The organism is Metapseudomonas boanensis, assembly GCF_018704125.1.
Classification (GTDB): Bacteria; Pseudomonadota; Gammaproteobacteria; order Pseudomonadales; family Pseudomonadaceae; genus Metapseudomonas; species Metapseudomonas boanensis.
Window position 1 is genome coordinate 237,564 of record NZ_JAGTIS010000006.1, and the last position, 14,921, is coordinate 252,484.

Genomic DNA, 14,921 nt, shown 5'->3' on the forward strand with positions numbered 1-14,921 from the left:
TAGGGACTTGAGTCGTCGCTCGCGGGATAGGTACCGACAAAGCTGGTGAAGGATGAGCGTCTTGAAACGCGACAATAACGATAAAAGCCGTTTGCTGAACTACTTGCTGATACTGATGCTGCTGGCTTGCGCCAGGGGCGAGGCGCTGGGGGCCCCGGACCGCCAAGCGCTTCAGGAGATGCGCACGATGGCGACGATGGCGACGGCCAACGTGCTGCTCTACTACAACCTCAACGGCATGCCCTACGAGACCGAGAACCTCGAGGCCTTCACCCAAAACTTGAAACGGCTGCGCGAGTTGTCCGAGCAAGCCGACGATGCCTCGCTCTCCGAACAAGTTCGCCGGCTCGATGATGCGGTTGCCCACCTCAAGAACTTGCCGCAGAGCGTCGCAGACTTGCGTTCGGTGTGGCCCGCCTACGCACGCTGGTTGCCGGGCCTCATAGAGGCACATGTTCACCTGGAAAAATCGCTATCCGAACGCTACGGCGCTGCGCCCGAGGTGGCGCAGGCGCAAAGCGGGCTGCATGTGCTCAGCCACGATATCGGACGGATGCTGCTGTCATACCAGATGGCCTCCTTCCCTAACTTCGGGGGCGATATCTGGATTCTCGACGAGCAGGCGCTCACCGCACTGGATACTGACATCGAGCGACGCTTCGCCGAACTGGCCGAGCGCGACGGTGGCATTGCGGAGGCGCTGAAGGCTCCACTCCGGGACTATCGTTTCGTGCGCCGGCGCCTGCTTGAACCGGCCGGAAACTGGGCACCAAATGCAGTGGCGCTGTACCTGGCGAAAACCCTACGCACCCTCGATGGCGAGGGGAGACGCCTGGGAAGTAGCTCGCCTGGATAAGATGAGCCATCTGCCAGTAAGTTGATTGCGCGCCCTTTAGGCCGGCCGCATCCATCAAATGGGCGCAAGGATTCGCAGTCAAAAGCGGAGGTCGGCGTCGTTATTTGGATGTGCGCGCAATGAGGTCGGCGATGTGCTGGGCTGACAGTTCCGGGTACTGGTGTTGCAGGCTATCCCCGATGGTGGATATAAAACGAACGGCGCGTTGAGAAGCTGGCCAATTAGCGGGAACCAGTTCTGGACGGCAGTGCTGGTGTCGTTATCGCCACTGATGACCATCGACGTGCACGTCTGGGCCAGCCTGATGCGGCGTCCCGACTTATCCCGGCCAAAGGCTTCGGCCGCCCTAAGGTGCTAGTGTCCTTAATAGTGGCAGCAAGCGAACCACATACCAATGAAAAAGGGCCGGTGAGCGTTGCTCACCGGCCCTTTTTCTTACTCCTTTCTACCCCAACTCCTTTGGGGCTAATGGCCTTGCCCTGTTACTACAGCCGCCCGTGGATGGCTGTCGCCGCTGCCTCCCCAGGCAGCGGCTGTGCACCGCCTCGGTGCATTCGTTTCAACATTCAGTGAAAAAGTTTCAGTGTTTGTTGAAAAACTACGCGACCCCAAATCAATCCCAGCTCAGCGCACCGCCAGTCTGGTACTCAATGACACGGGTCTCGAAGAAGTTCTTTTCCTTCTTCAGGTCCATGATTTCGGACATCCACGGGAACGGGTTGGTGGTGCCCGGGTATTCCTCTTTCAGGCCGATCTGGGTCAGGCGGCGGTTGGCGATGAACTTGAGGTAGTCCTCCATCATTGCGGCGTTCATGCCCAGTACGCCGCGCGGCATGGTGTCGCGTGCGTATTCGATCTCGAGCTGGGTGCCCTGGAGGATCATCTGGGTAGCTTCGTCCTTCATCTGGGCATCCCACAGGTGCGGGTTTTCGATCTTGATCTGGTTGATCACGTCGATGCCAAAGTTCAGGTGCATGGATTCGTCGCGCAGGATGTATTGGAACTGCTCGGCGGTGCCGGTCATCTTGTTGCGACGGCCCATGGAGAGAATCTGGGTGAAGCCGCAGTAGAAGAAGATGCCTTCCAGTACGCAGTAGTAGGCGATGAGGTTACGCAGGAACTGGCGGTCAGTCTCCGGGGTGCCGGTGTTGAACTTCGGATCGGAGATCGAGCGGGTGTACTTGAGGCCCCAGGATGCCTTTTTAGCGACCGAGGGGATCTCATGGTACATGTTGAAAATTTCGCCCTCGTCCATGCCCAGCGATTCGATGCAGTACTGGTAGGCGTGGGTGTGGATCGCTTCTTCGAAGGCCTGGCGCAGGATGTACTGGCGGCACTCGGGGTTGGTGATCAGGCGGTAGACGGCCAGCACCAGGTTGTTGGCCACCAGGGAGTCGGCGGTGGAGAAGAAGCCGAGATTGCGCATGACGATGCGGCGCTCATCCTCGCTGAGACCGTCTTTGCTCTTCCACAGGGCAATGTCGGCGTTCATGTTCACTTCTTGCGGCATCCAGTGGTTGGCGCAGCCATCCAGGTACTTCTGCCAGGCCCAGTCGTACTTGAAGGGTACGAGCTGGTTGAGGTCGGCGCGGGCGTTGATCATTTGCTTGTCGCCAACCTGTACGCGCGCGGAGGCGCCTTCGAGGTCGTCCAGGCCTTCCTGGATGTCGAGGTCGTCCAGGGCCTTCTTGGCGCGGGCAACCGCATCGGAGTCGCTGGCGGAAACGGCGCGGGCGTCGCTGACGGAGCCGGCGGCTTCGTTGTCGAGCTTGTCGAGGTTGGCCCCTGCGGCGGCGGCAGTGGCGGCGTTAGCCGGTTTGGCGGCTACGGGTGCGCTGTCTTCTTTGTCGAATTCGTCCCAGCTCAGCATGGCGGTTGCTCTCCTGCTTGAGGGCCGGTCAGTTACCGGCCTGTATGGATATACAGTAAAAATCTTAGTTCGTTGCGCGGTGCATGCAAGGCAACGGTCCGCTCATGGCGGAGGGCGGGGCGATGGTTTGCCCTGGCCTGTGCCCGCCCGGTTTGTGAGCGGGGCTGTTGGATCGGTGGTGCTTGGAGCGTGCGCTCTGAAACGTCCCTCATCCGAGCGCGGCCCGCTCCCACACCCTCTCTCAGGGGGGGGGAGGGGAGGGAGCGGCCCCGTCGTGGGGCCGCTCCGGGGACCGCGTTATTGGCAGGCTTCGCAGTCCGGGTTGTCGATGGAGCAGGCTTGCGGGACCGGTGCCGGAGCGGCTTGCAGGCTTTCGTCGATTACCGAGGACACGGCGTTGAGCTTGCCGGTGTTGATGGTCGACTTCTCGGTGCTGGTGGCGGCCAGGGCACGGAGGTAGTAGGTGGTTTTCAGGCCACGGTACCAAGCCATGCGGTAGGTCACGTCCAGCTTCTTGCCCGAGGCGCCGGCAATGTAGAGGTTCAGGGACTGGGCCTGATCGATCCACTTCTGACGGCGGCTGGCGGCGTCGACGATCCACTTGGTTTCGACTTCGAAGGCGGTGGCGTACAGGTCTTTCAGGTCTTGCGGGATGCGCTCGATCTGCTGCACGGAGCCGTCGTAGTACTTCAGGTCGTTGACCATGACCGGGTCCCACAGGCCGCGGGCTTTCAGGTCGCGTACCAGGTAGGGGTTGATCACGGTGAACTCGCCGGAGAGGTTCGACTTCACGTAGAGGTTCTGGTAGGTCGGCTCGATGGACTGCGATACGCCGGTGATGTTGGCGATGGTCGCGGTCGGCGCGATGGCCATGATGTTCGAGTTACGAATACCTTTCTGTACGCGCTCGCGCACCGGCGCCCAATCCAGGCTTTCGCTCTGGTCGACTTCGATGTACTTCGCGCCACGGGCCTCGATCAGCAGCTTCTGCGAGTCGATCGGCAGGATGCCTTGGGACCACAGGGAGCCTTCGAAGGTCTGGTAGGCACCGCGCTCGTCAGCCAGGTCACAGGAGGCCTGGATGGCGAAGTAGCTGATGGCCTCCATGGACTTGTCGGCGAACTCGATGGCAGCGTCCGAGCCGTAGGCGATGTGCTGCAGGTACAGAGCGTCCTGGAAGCCCATGATGCCGAGGCCGACCGGGCGGTGCTTGAAGTTGGAATTCTGCGCCTGCGGAACCGAGTAGTAGTTGATGTCGATAACGTTATCGAGCATGCGAACTGCGGTTTTCACGGTGCGGCCGAGTTTCTCGACGTCCAGCTTGCCATCGACGATGTGGTTGACCAGGTTCACCGAACCCAGGTTGCAGACCGCGATCTCGTCCTTGTTGGTGTTCAGGGTGATCTCGGTGCACAGGTTCGAGCTGTGGACCACGCCCACGTGCTGTTGCGGGCTGCGCAGGTTGCACGGGTCCTTGAAGGTCAGCCACGGGTGGCCGGTCTCGAACAGCATGGAGAGCATCTTGCGCCACAGGTCTTTGGCCTGGACGACTTTGTGCAGCTTCAGCTTGCCGTACTGGGTCAGGGCTTCGTAGTACTCGTAGCGCTCCTCGAAGGCCTTGCCGTAGAGGTCGTGCAGGTCGGGGACGTCAGCCGGGGAGAAGAGGGTCCAGGTGCCGTCTTCGAATACGCGTTTCATGAACAGGTCCGGAATCCAGTTCGCGGTGTTCATGTCGTGGGTACGGCGGCGGTCGTCACCGGTGTTCTTGCGCAGCTCGAGGAATTCCTCGATGTCCAGGTGCCAGGTTTCCAGGTAGGCGCAGACGGCGCCTTTGCGCTTGCCACCCTGGTTCACGGCGACCGCGGTGTCGTTGACCACTTTCAGGAAGGGGACGACGCCCTGGGATTTGCCGTTGGTGCCCTTGATGTAGGAGCCCAGTGCGCGCACCGGAGTCCAGTCGTTGCCCAGGCCGCCGGCGAATTTCGACAGCATGGCGTTGTCGTGGATGGCGTTGTAGATGCCCGACAGGTCGTCTGGAACGGTGGTCAGGTAGCAGCTGGAGAGCTGTGGGCGCAGGGTGCCGGCGTTGAACAGGGTCGGGGTCGACGACATGTAGTCGAAGGACGACAGCAGGTTGTAGAACTCGATGGCGCGTTCTTCTTTCTGCGGCTCTTCGATGGCGAGGCCCATGGCGACGCGCATGAAGAAGACCTGCGGCAGTTCGAAGCGGATGCCGTCCTTGTGCAGGAAGTAGCGGTCGTACAGGGTCTGCAGGCCGAGATAGGTGAACTGCTGGTCACGCTCGTGGTTCAGCGCGCGGCCCAGTTTTTCCAGGTCGAAGGATTTCAGTTTCGGATCGAGCAGTTCGAACTCGACGCCTTTCTCGACGTACACGGCCAGGGCCTTGGCGTAGATGTCGGCCATTTCGTGGTGGGTGGCGCTGTCGACCACGCCGAGGAAGCTCAGGGCTTCGGCGCGCAGGGTGTCCATCAGCAGGCGGGCGGTGACGTAGGAGTAGTTCGGCTCACGCTCGACCAGGGTACGGGCAGTCATCACCAGGGCGGTGTTGACGTCCTTCTCGGCAACGCCGTCGTACAGGTTCTTCAGCGTTTCACGCTCGATCAGCGAGCCGTCGACTTCGGCCAGGGCTTCGCAGGCTTCGCTGATGATGGTGTTAAGGCGGCCCATGTCCAGCGGGATGCGGCTGCCGTCGGCACGGGTGATGCGGATGCTCGGGTGCGGCTGGGCCACATCGCTTTCGGCGCTGCGCTTGGCGCGTTCCTGGGCACGGGCATCGCGGTAGAGTACGTAGTCGCGGGCGACTTTCTGCTCACCGGCACGCATCAGGGCCAGTTCGACCTGGTCCTGGATTTCTTCGATGTGAATGGTGCCGCCCGAGGGCATGCGACGCTTGAAGGTCGCGGTGACCTGCTCGGTCAGGCGCGCGACGGTTTCATGGATACGCGAAGAAGCTGCGGCAGTACCGCCTTCCACGGCGAGGAACGCCTTGGTGATGGCAACGGTGATCTTGTCGTCGGTGTAGGCGACGACGGTGCCGTTGCGTTTGATCACGCGCAGCTGGCCGGGCGCAGTGGCTGCCAGATCCTGGTTGGATTCGGCGGCCTGCGGCGCTACAGCCTGCGGGTTCTCGCGAGTGGTGTCGGTCTGCATGGGGTTCTCCATGTTCTCAATTTATTGATGGGCGCCTGAGCTGCTCTTCATTTCCTTTCCGCAACGCAATACGCACGGCAAGGCGCCGGGCGCGAAAGTCGATGCTTCGAGGCTGTGAGGGGCGGGACTCAAGTGCCTCCCTGGCCCTACAAGTCAAACGTCTCGGTGTCAAACCACCGTGACAACACAATACCTAGTGGTGCGCACGTTCAGCGCGACACCTCATTCCAGCTCCCAGTCACGTTCTTTGTGTCCTGGGCCGGCACCGCTCGCCGGTGGCGGGTGGTGGGTCGATCAACGCTTGTGGCTCACCGGTGGTTGGGCTCTGAAAAAGCCTGTTGCGCTTGATTCTAATTGTGTCCGGTGGCCTGCCCTGACCCCAATATGTAGGGGCTGGGCTCGATGGGGGTACAAGATAATGCGCTATTGGGGGTATTGCAAGGCGACCCACAACATCTAGCCTGTGGATAAGTTGTGGGTGATTTGTGGGTGACTCTTGGGTAACAAGAGCTAAGCCCCGCTGGCTCTAGGCTCTGCCGTTCGTCGCCGCTAAATGGCGTATTTTTTCGGGGGGGCGACTCTGTAGAGCGCGTCGCAAGCTAACACAATATGTTGTGTTTTCATGCCGAGTTGGTCCGCGCTGTGCTAAACCATTGGCATTGCTACAATGCTGGCCATTTTCTATGGCCCGATGTCTGTTTGTGGGAGTGCGTGGTGGAGCAAGAAGCCTGGCGAATCCTCATTGTCGAAGACGATCAACGTCTGGCCGAGCTGACGAGGGAATACTTGGAAGGTAACGGCCTGGAGGTGTCGATCGAGTCCGATGGTGGCCTGGCCGTGGCGCGCATTCTCAAGGACCGCCCGGACCTGGTGGTCCTGGACCTGATGCTGCCGGGCGAGGATGGCCTGTCGATCTGTCGCAAGCTGCGCGGCCAGTACGACGGCCGCATCCTGATGCTCACCGCGCGTACCGACGATATGGATCAGGTGCTGGGTCTGGAACTGGGCGCCGATGACTATGTATGCAAGCCGGTGCGCCCGCGCGTGCTGCTGGCGCGCATCCGTGCGCTGTTGCGCCGCAGTGAGGCGGCAATCGAGCCACCCGCGCCCGAGAGCCTGCGACGGTTGGAATTCGGCCCGCTGGTTATCGATAACGCCATGCGTGAGGCCTGGTTGAGCGAGCGCAGCATTGAGCTGACCAGCGCCGAGTTCGACTTGCTCTGGCTGCTGGCGGTGAATGCCGGGCGCATTCTCTCCCGCGAGGAGATTTTCAATTCCCTGCGCGGAATCGAATACGACGGTCAGGACCGTTCAATCGACGTGCGCATTTCGCGCATTCGCCCGAAGATCGGGGACGACCCCATGCACCCGCGCCTGATCAAGACGGTGCGTAGCAAGGGCTACCTGTTTGTCCGGGAAGCCGCTGAAGGGTTGGTCTGAGGTGGCGAGAGTGCATGGTTTCTACCTTGTAGGTGCGAGCTTGTTTACGAAAAATCTCGCGTGGACCCTTTCGCGAGCAAGCTCGCTCCTACGGGCAGGGCTGCGATGAACTCGATCTTCCTGCGCATCTATGGCGGCATGTTGGTGGCTTTGGTGCTGGTCGCGCTGCTCGGCGTGTTCACCATTCACCAGGTCAACCAGGTACGCGCCGACCAGTACCGCGAGAGTCTGGCCCGCGGCACGTTTCGCCTCATGGCAGACAACCTGCAGCCGATGGATGAGGTGGAGCGGCGCCGGGCCGTGGTGCTCTGGGCGCGTTTGCTCGGCATCCCGCTGGAGCTCCTGCCGATGGAGCAGGCGCGCCTGGATAGCAGTGCCCGCGGACGTTTGAACCGTGGCCAGGTTCTGGTGCAGGAGACCGGCCCCCACGCGGCTCGGGTCTATAGCCTGCTCAGCGTTGCCGAAGGGGTGTTGCTGTCGGGCGAGGTGCAGCAGATCAGCGAACAGTTGGCGCGCGCTACGGTGTACCTGCTGATGGACGAACTGGTGCGCTTCCCGGTCAACGAGCAACCGCAGCGCCTGGCTTCATTGAAGGAGCGTAAGCAGTTCGGTTTCGACCTTCGCCTGATTCCGCTGAAGGAGGCTGACCTCGATGCTGACCAGCGCCGCCGCGTGGATGAAGGCGATACGGTGATGGCCCTGGGCAAGGACGGCGACTCGATCCGGGTCTTCGCCGGAATGGTGGATACGCCCTGGGTTCTGGAGATGGGTCCGATATACCAGATGAACCCCTATCCGCCTCAGTTGCTGGTGTTGATCGGCGCGCTGGGGTTGACGCTGATCGGCCTGACGGTCTATTTCCTGGTGCGGCAGCTGGAGCACCGCCTGATGACGGTGGAGAGCACAGCCACGAGCATTGCCCAAGGCAAGCTGGATGCTCGTGTGCCAGCCCGCGGCGCTGATTCGGTAGGACGCCTCGCCGCTGCCTTCAATGGCATGGCCGAGCAGTTGCAGCGGCTGGTGTCGGTCCAGCGCGAGTTGGTGCGCGCAGTGTCCCACGAATTGCGCACCCCCGTGGCGCGGTTGCGCTTCGGATTGGAAATGATTGCCGATGCCGAGACCGAAGAGGCCCGGCGCAAGTACATGGATGGCATGGACGGTGACATCCAAGAACTCGACAAGTTGGTCGACGAGATGCTCACCTACGCGCGCCTGGAGCAGGGTACGCCAGCCCTGCACTTCCAGCGCGTGGACCTGGACGCGCTGTTCGATCAGGTGATCGCCGAGCTCTCGCCCTTGCGTGCCACCGTGCATGTCGAACGCGGGCTGTGCCTGAACGTGGATGCCGAGGGGGCCTGGGTGGAAGCGGAACCCCGCTATCTGCACCGGGCCCTGCAGAACCTCGTGAGCAACGCCATGCGCCACGCCGAGGCACGGGTGACGCTGAACTACCAGATCGGCCACCGGCGCTGCCGTATCGATGTCGAGGACGACGGTCCCGGCGTGCCTGAGAGCCAGTGGGAGCGAATCTTCACGCCCTTCATGCGCCTGGACGACAGCCGCACCCGCGCTTCTGGCGGGCATGGCTTGGGGCTTTCCATCGTCAGGCGGATCATCTATTGGCACGCCGGTCGCGCACAGGTTGGTCACAGTGATGCACTGGGCGGCGCGCGCTTCAGCCTTGTCTGGCCAAGGCGGCAATCCGAAGCGGAAACCTTGTAGGGAGCATCTTGTTGGTCTGCCTGGCGAGTGAATTCGCGCGGCGCCGTTGGCGCTGGCTGATGGGTCTCGCGCTGCTCAATGAAGCCCACCCTGAATGGCTGGCTGCATTCACTGTAGGAGCGAGCTTGCTCGCGAAGGCGCGCGTGCCGATTTCTTCGCGAGCAAGAACTCGGTGTCCCCCCTCACTTCTACATGGTTCTCTTCTGCCCACCGGCGTGCCTGGCCTTAAGCCTTACGCCGGAATCGCCACCAGGCTCAGCAGCCTTTCCTGGAAATAGCAGAAGTTCCCGCCAAGCTCGCGGCCTGCATGCCATTCTCTGGAGAGATCCAGCAGCAGGCGAAGACGTGCGCGGCCATTTGAGTCGACGTTCAGCAGCTCCGCATCCTGAAAGTAGAAGCGTTGGCCAACCAGCGGGTAGAGCGCCTTGAACAGGCTTTCCTTGATCGAGAAGGTGAGGGTGATCCGCTCGGCGTATTGACTTGGGTCGAGGCTACCCAGACGGTTTAGCTCGGCTGGCGTGAGGATTTCCTTGGCCAGGCGTTGGGCGCGGCTTGCGGGCAGCAGGGTTTCAAGGTCGAGGCCCAGGCCGCGCCAGTGTGTATGGCTGGCTACCAGTGCCGAGGCCAGGCCGTGGCTGTGGCTGATCGAACCGCAAATGCCTTCGGGCCAGATGGGCGCCCTGTCTTCATGCAATCCGGGCACGTTGGGAATGCCGGTGAGGGTCTGCAGGGCCTCGCGAGCGCAGAGGCGGCCGGCCAGGAATTCGGTCTGCCGCTTGGCTACGGAACGCTGAATGCTCGAAGGCGCTGCAATGGCGGTAAGGGCGAAGTCGTTCGGTGTAAGCCGCGAGGGATCAAATTGGCACGAGCGCATGACGATACCCGGCAGCGCATCATTGAATGGCCAGGCGGGTTCGATAGCACTGCAGCAGGCGGGATGGTTCGAGGTCATGGCGGCATTTTGCATGGCCCGTTGGCAATCGACCAGCCAGGTAAGCAGTTACATATGTTTGCAAATGGCCAACAAAGCGAAACGGATTGCCGGGCAGTCTTTTGCAAAACTGCAGGTGCGTTTCTTCTGGAACGCAGGTGAGGTTGTAGTTTGGAATCCTGGCGAATGCCGATTCCGGACATTTTCTCTGAATTGAGTGCGGGAGCCCGATTGGGCTCCCGTTTTTTTTTGCTCGCATCAACGTGCGACCCGTAGGTTGACGCAGAGCGCAGCGAAGCCCGGCTGCCGCGTAGTCGGCTAATTCGACCAGACGGCGTGCTAGGCTTGCAACGCGGTTCACTGGGGCCGTTTGTGTGAGCTCAGCAATGGCGTCGAATGCTTCAGATACCCATCTCACCCGAGGTTCCGCCGCGTATCGGCGCGCGACGCTGGCGTTGTTCTGCGCCGGTTTCGCCACTTTCGCCTTGCTCTATTGTGTGCAGCCACTCCTGCCTTTGCTGGCTGCGCATTTCCGTGTTTCCGCAGCCAGCAGTAGTCTGGTTTTGTCCCTCAGCACCCTGAGCCTTGCCCTGTGCCTGCTGTTGGCCGGCGCGCTCAGCGAGAGTTGGGGGCGAAAAGCGGTCATGGCGGCGGCGCTGGGGCTGGCCAGCCTGCTTGGCATTGCGTGTGCGCTGGTGGATTCCTGGCAGGTGCTGCTTATTCTGCGGACACTGCTGGGGTTGGCTCTGAGCGGGCTTCCGGCGCTGGCGATGGCGTATGTCGGTGAGGAGTTCGATCCCGATTCTTTGCCGGCGGCCATGGGGCTCTATATAAGCGGAACCGCGCTCGGTGGTCTGCTCGGCCGTTTGCTGGCCGGCCTGCTCAGTGACCTGGGCGGTTGGCCGCTGGCTCTTGGCGGAATCGGCCTGCTGGGATTGCTGGCCCTGGGATTGTTCCTCTGGTGGCTGCCCCCGTCGCGGCATTTCAAAGCACATCCGTTGTCGCTGTCGGGCTTGTTGGGCAATTTCTCCGGGCATCTGGCCAACCCTGAGCTGCGTGGCCTGTTTCTCATGGCATTCCTGCTGATGGGCGGCTTCGTGGCGCTGTTCAACTACATTGGTTTCCGCTTGGCGGCGCCACCATTCGGGCTGTCGAACAGTCTGATTGGTTTGTTGTTCCTGGTTTACCTGGTGGGCATCTTCAGTGCCGGTTGGAGCGGACGGCTGGTTCCGCGACTCGGGGCGCGGCGAGTCGTGCAAGGTGGTGTGGGCACCATCGTCATTGGTGCTGGCCTGTGCGCCCTGCCGTTGCTGGTGACCTCGGTAGTCGGGCTCGCATTGGTGACACTGGGCTTTTTTGCTGCTCATGCCGTGGCAAGCGGCCAGGTGGGGCAGCGTGCAAAGGAAGCCAAGGCGCAGGCTTCGGCGCTGTACCTCTGCGCCTATTACCTGGGCTCGAGCCTGGTCGGCTATGCCGGCGGCTACGTATGGGAACATGCCGGCTGGCTGCCACTGCTGGCCGTGCTGGTTTCGTTGTTCCTGCTGGCCGGGTGGCGTGCGCGTAAACTTTGAAGGAGTGGGCCGGTTGTTCAGGGAAGGTTCAGGTGCGGTTCAGTAATCAGCTGGCAAGCTATTCCCCACTCTCGCCGTCACCGTTGCCTGGAGGGCATCCAGATGTATGAAGTCCTGTTCGGACATGGCCTTTGGGCCTGTCGACCTCCTGTTGGAGTCCTCTCTTTGGGGGCTTGCCGATGAAGTTGCTGGTTGTTGAGGACGAGGCGCTGTTGCGCCACCATCTCTTCACTCGTCTGGGCGAGCATGACCATGTGGTGGATGCTGTTGCCGATGCCGAGGAAGCGCTGTACCGGGTTGCTGAGTTCAGCCATGATCTGGCCATCATCGATCTCGGCCTGCCGGGCATGAGTGGCCTGGAGCTGATCCGACAGTTGCGTAGCCAGGGAAAGAGCTTTCCGATCCTGATCCTGACGGCCCGTGGCAACTGGCAGGACAAGGTCGAGGGGCTGGCGGCCGGTGCTGACGATTACGTGGTCAAGCCGTTCCAGTTCGAAGAGCTGGAGGCTCGGCTGAACGCCTTGCTGCGGCGCTCATCGGGTTTCACCCAGCCCACGATCGAGGCGGGCCCGCTGCTGCTGGATCTCAATCGAAAGCAGGCGCAGATCGACGGCGAGGCGCTGCAACTGACTGCCTTCGAGTACCGCATTCTCGAGTACCTTATGCGCCATCATCAGCAGGTCGTGGCCAAGGAGCGCCTGATGGAGCAGCTCTATCCAGATGACGAAGAACGTGACCCGAACGTGATCGAGGTGCTGGTCGGACGCTTGCGCCGCAAGCTTGAAGGCAACGGTGGTTTCAAACCGATCGAGACGGTTCGCGGCTTGGGTTACCTGTTTACCGAGCGGTGCCGATGAGCGTGAAAGTACTGGTGACGCACTGTTTACGAGGTGTGGCCAACTCCCTGCGGCTGCGTTTGATGCTGGGGGCAGCCGCGATTTCGGTGTTGTTCATGCTAGCGCTGCTACCCGCCTTGCGCGGGGCATTCGTCATTGCGTTAGAGGAATCCATCCATATGCGCCTGGAGTCCGATGCCAGCGCGCTGATCGCAAGTGCATACATCACTGATGGCCGACTGGATATGCCTGACGATCTGCCGTCCTCGGAGTACGACGACCTCGATGCCAGCCAACTGGCTTACATCTATGACGGCGAAGGCAAGCTGGTCTGGTGGTCCCGGTCATCAGAGAACGAGAGCGTCCCTTACCGGCCGCAACTCGGTCGGCATGATCATGAACTCATGCAGTTGAAGGACGTCAATGGGCGGGAGTTTTTCGCTCACCAGATGGAGGTCGATCAGCTACGTGGCCAGAAGGTTTCCTTCTATGTCGTTTCCATGCAGCCGGCCAGTGACTACCAGGGTTTGTACGACGATTTCATCGAGCAGCTATACATCTGGCTGAGTGGTGCCGCGGTGGTGCTGCTGGCCCTGCTTTGGTTCGGCCTGACCTGGGGTTTTCGCAGCCTGCGCGGGCTCAGCTCCGAGCTGGATGAGGTCGAGGCCGGGAGTCGCGATAGCCTGAGTGAAAAGCACCCGCGAGAGTTGCTACGCCTGACTCGCTCGCTGAACCGTCTGTTGGATGGCGAACGCCGCCAACGCGAGCGCTACCGCCATTCCCTGGATGACCTGGCCCACAGTCTGAAAACCCCACTGTCAGTCCTGCAGGGTGTCAGCGAGGTGCTGGCCGACAAGTCCGGCGAGGGTGAGCAGGCGCGGGTGCTGCAGAACCAGGTCGAGCGGATGAGCCAGCAGATCGGCTATCAGTTGCAGCGTGCAAGCTTGCGCAAGAGTGGCCTGGTGCGCCACCGCGTACGCCTGGCGCCCTTGATCGATACCCTCTGCGATGCTCTGGACAAGGTCTACCGCGACAAGCGCGTTCAGATCGAACGCAAGTTTGATCCGGGGCTGATGGTTCCGATGGAGCAGGGGGCGTTGCTGGAAATGCTTGGCAACCTGCTGGAGAACGCCTATCGACTTTGCCTGAGGCATATCCGCATCAGCGCCGACGTGCGAGACGGATTCTGCGAGGTGCGTGTGGCAGACGATGGCCCCGGGGTGCCGGCCAATCAGCGTGCCCGCATCCTCAAACGTGGCGAGCGGCTGGACAGCCAGCACCCAGGGCAGGGTATTGGCACGGCGGTAGTGAAGGACATTGTCGAGAGCTACGAGGGCGAGCTGTTCCTCGAAGATTCGGACCTGGGTGGCGCCGATTTTCGGATTCGTTTTCCACTGCTTTGATCCGGAAGTCCGGTGGGGAGTGAATTCTCCCCTACAGGTCAGATAAGTCTCTGCGGTCAGCTTTTCTGCGCCCGATAGGCGCCTGGCGTCAGTCCGGTCCACTTCTTGAAGGCCCGGTGAAAGGCCGAGGGCTCGGAAAAGCCGAGTTGCTCGGCGATATCCTGGATCGACAGTTCGTCCCGACCGAGATGGTAGATGGCCAGGTCACGGCGCAGGTGGTCTTTCAGCTCCTGAAAGCTCGGTCCTTCTTCACGCAGGTGGCGACGCAAGGTCTGTGGGCTCATGTGCAATTGCTGCGCCACCGTTTCCAGGTCTGGCCAGTTGCGGCAGTCGCGGCCGAGCAGGCGGCGGATCTGGCTGGTCAGGCTGTCGCCGCCATCCGGGCGGGCCAGCAGATCTGCGGGCGAGTGTTCGAGGAAGTGCTTGAGGGTGCGTTCGTCTTGCAGCAGCGGCATTGCCAGGTAGCGCGCCTGGAACACCAGGCTGGTGCGTTCCGCCCCAAAGCACCGGGTGGTTGGGAAGAGCAGTTCGTACTCGCCGGCGTGGGACGGTTCAGCGTAGGAGAAGGTGGCTTCTGTCAGGCGGATACGCTGGCCTATGAGCCAGCTTGCCAGGCGATGCCAGATGACCAGCAGGCTTTCTACCAGGAAATGGTCCGGGTCCCAGAGCGCCGAGTCGTCCACGGACAGTCGTGCCAGGTCGCCTACGCGCTCCAGCCGGATGCCCGGCCCATCGGGGAAAAGACTGTAGAAGAGGGTGCCTCGATTGAGCGCCTTGTCCAGAGTCCGGCAGTGGATGATCGCGTGGCACATCATGGCGAAGGTGCCGCGCTTGCTGCGCTGCTGGCCAACGCCCATGTATTCGTCGTCCAGGGCTGCCCAGAGCACCTGCATCAACCGACTGAACTGCTCCGGCGCGACCCGTGCCCGGGGTTCCATGAGCAGTGCAGGCTGGATGCCGGCAGAGCGCAGCAGTAGTTCGCAGTCAAGGCCGTGGCGTTTCGGCCCTCTGAGGGCGGCGCGGACGAAATGGCTGGCGATGGTGCGCTCGCGCATCGATGACTTCCTGGGGCGGGAGAGGGGCGATGGTAGGTCGCCTGCTCGGGCGGCGACAAGGGCGAA

General features: G+C 61.7%; 10 protein-coding genes. 6 read left to right on the forward strand and 4 right to left on the reverse strand.

Annotation, left to right across the window (positions count from 1 at the left end):
* Positions 1–52: 52 nt before the first annotated feature.
* Positions 53–856: a hypothetical protein gene (locus J7302_RS13695; RefSeq protein WP_100244210.1), complete on the forward strand. Its 804-nt coding sequence runs from the start codon at positions 53–55 to the stop codon at positions 854–856.
* A 613-nt stretch (positions 857–1,469) separates the two neighbouring features.
* Here J7302_RS13695 and J7302_RS13700 read toward each other — a convergent pair.
* Together J7302_RS13700 and J7302_RS13705 are read right to left on the reverse strand one after the other, a co-directional pair.
* A complete protein-coding gene (locus J7302_RS13700; protein ID WP_215375228.1) occupies positions 1,470–2,726 on the reverse strand; it encodes a ribonucleotide-diphosphate reductase subunit beta in 1,257 nt (418 codons plus the stop codon).
* 297 nt (positions 2,727–3,023) lie between these two features.
* Entirely contained in the window at positions 3,024–5,897 is a 2,874-nt protein-coding gene (locus J7302_RS13705) for a ribonucleoside-diphosphate reductase subunit alpha (RefSeq protein WP_215375231.1), read from the reverse strand.
* A gap of 714 nt (positions 5,898–6,611) precedes the next feature.
* Between J7302_RS13705 and J7302_RS13710 the strand changes: the two genes are divergently transcribed.
* Both J7302_RS13710 and J7302_RS13715 read left to right on the forward strand, forming a co-directional pair.
* Positions 6,612–7,337 carry a response regulator gene (locus J7302_RS13710; RefSeq protein ID WP_215375234.1) on the forward strand — a complete coding sequence of 242 codons (726 nt, stop codon included), beginning with the start codon at positions 6,612–6,614 and terminating at the stop codon, positions 7,335–7,337.
* 105 nt (positions 7,338–7,442) lie between these two features.
* The gene (locus J7302_RS13715) at positions 7,443–9,059 is read left to right on the forward strand and encodes an ATP-binding protein (RefSeq protein WP_215375238.1); all 1,617 of its coding nucleotides are present in this window, start codon (positions 7,443–7,445) and stop codon (positions 9,057–9,059) included.
* Between the two features lie 232 nt (positions 9,060–9,291).
* Here J7302_RS13715 and J7302_RS13720 read toward each other — a convergent pair whose 3' ends face one another.
* Positions 9,292–10,011: a 4'-phosphopantetheinyl transferase family protein gene (locus J7302_RS13720; protein WP_215375241.1), complete on the reverse strand. Its 720-nt coding sequence runs from the start codon at positions 10,009–10,011 to the stop codon at positions 9,292–9,294.
* A 365-nt stretch (positions 10,012–10,376) separates the two neighbouring features.
* Here J7302_RS13720 and J7302_RS13725 point away from each other — a divergent pair, with 365 nt between their 5' ends.
* From J7302_RS13725 to J7302_RS13735, 3 genes are all read left to right on the forward strand, one after another.
* Positions 10,377–11,561 (forward strand): MFS transporter, encoded by a 1,185-nt coding sequence (locus tag J7302_RS13725; protein WP_215375244.1) that lies wholly within the window; start codon positions 10,377–10,379, stop codon positions 11,559–11,561.
* A 179-nt stretch (positions 11,562–11,740) separates the two neighbouring features.
* Positions 11,741–12,418, forward strand: a complete 678-nt coding sequence (locus J7302_RS13730; protein ID WP_215375248.1) for a response regulator — start codon at positions 11,741–11,743, stop codon at positions 12,416–12,418.
* Positions 12,419–12,453: 35 nt separating this feature from the next.
* The gene (locus J7302_RS13735; protein ID WP_215375477.1) at positions 12,454–13,800 is read left to right on the forward strand and encodes an ATP-binding protein; all 1,347 of its coding nucleotides are present in this window, start codon (positions 12,454–12,456) and stop codon (positions 13,798–13,800) included.
* 56 nt (positions 13,801–13,856) lie between these two features.
* Here the strand turns inward: J7302_RS13735 and J7302_RS13740 are convergent, their stop codons facing one another.
* Entirely contained in the window at positions 13,857–14,855 is a 999-nt protein-coding gene (locus J7302_RS13740) for an AraC family transcriptional regulator (RefSeq protein ID WP_215375250.1), read from the reverse strand.
* Between the last annotated feature and the right edge of the window lie 66 nt (positions 14,856–14,921).

What these genes read in the sequence shown, in the direction of transcription:
- J7302_RS13695 (WP_100244210.1), top strand. Translation starts at nt 53, where the DNA reads ATGAGCGTCTTGAAACGCGACAATAACGATAAAAGCCGTTTGCTGAAC.
- J7302_RS13740 (WP_215375250.1), bottom strand. Translation starts at nt 14,855, where the DNA reads ATGCGCGAGCGCACCATCGCCAGCCATTTCGTCCGCGCCGCCCTCAGA.
- J7302_RS13715 (WP_215375238.1), top strand. Translation starts at nt 7,443, where the DNA reads ATGAACTCGATCTTCCTGCGCATCTATGGCGGCATGTTGGTGGCTTTG.
- J7302_RS13700 (WP_215375228.1), bottom strand. Translation starts at nt 2,726, where the DNA reads ATGCTGAGCTGGGACGAATTCGACAAAGAAGACAGCGCACCCGTAGCC.
- J7302_RS13720 (WP_215375241.1), bottom strand. Translation starts at nt 10,011, where the DNA reads ATGACCTCGAACCATCCCGCCTGCTGCAGTGCTATCGAACCCGCCTGG.
- J7302_RS13730 (WP_215375248.1), top strand. Translation starts at nt 11,741, where the DNA reads ATGAAGTTGCTGGTTGTTGAGGACGAGGCGCTGTTGCGCCACCATCTC.
- J7302_RS13725 (WP_215375244.1), top strand. Translation starts at nt 10,377, where the DNA reads ATGGCGTCGAATGCTTCAGATACCCATCTCACCCGAGGTTCCGCCGCG.
- J7302_RS13705 (WP_215375231.1), bottom strand. Translation starts at nt 5,897, where the DNA reads ATGCAGACCGACACCACTCGCGAGAACCCGCAGGCTGTAGCGCCGCAG.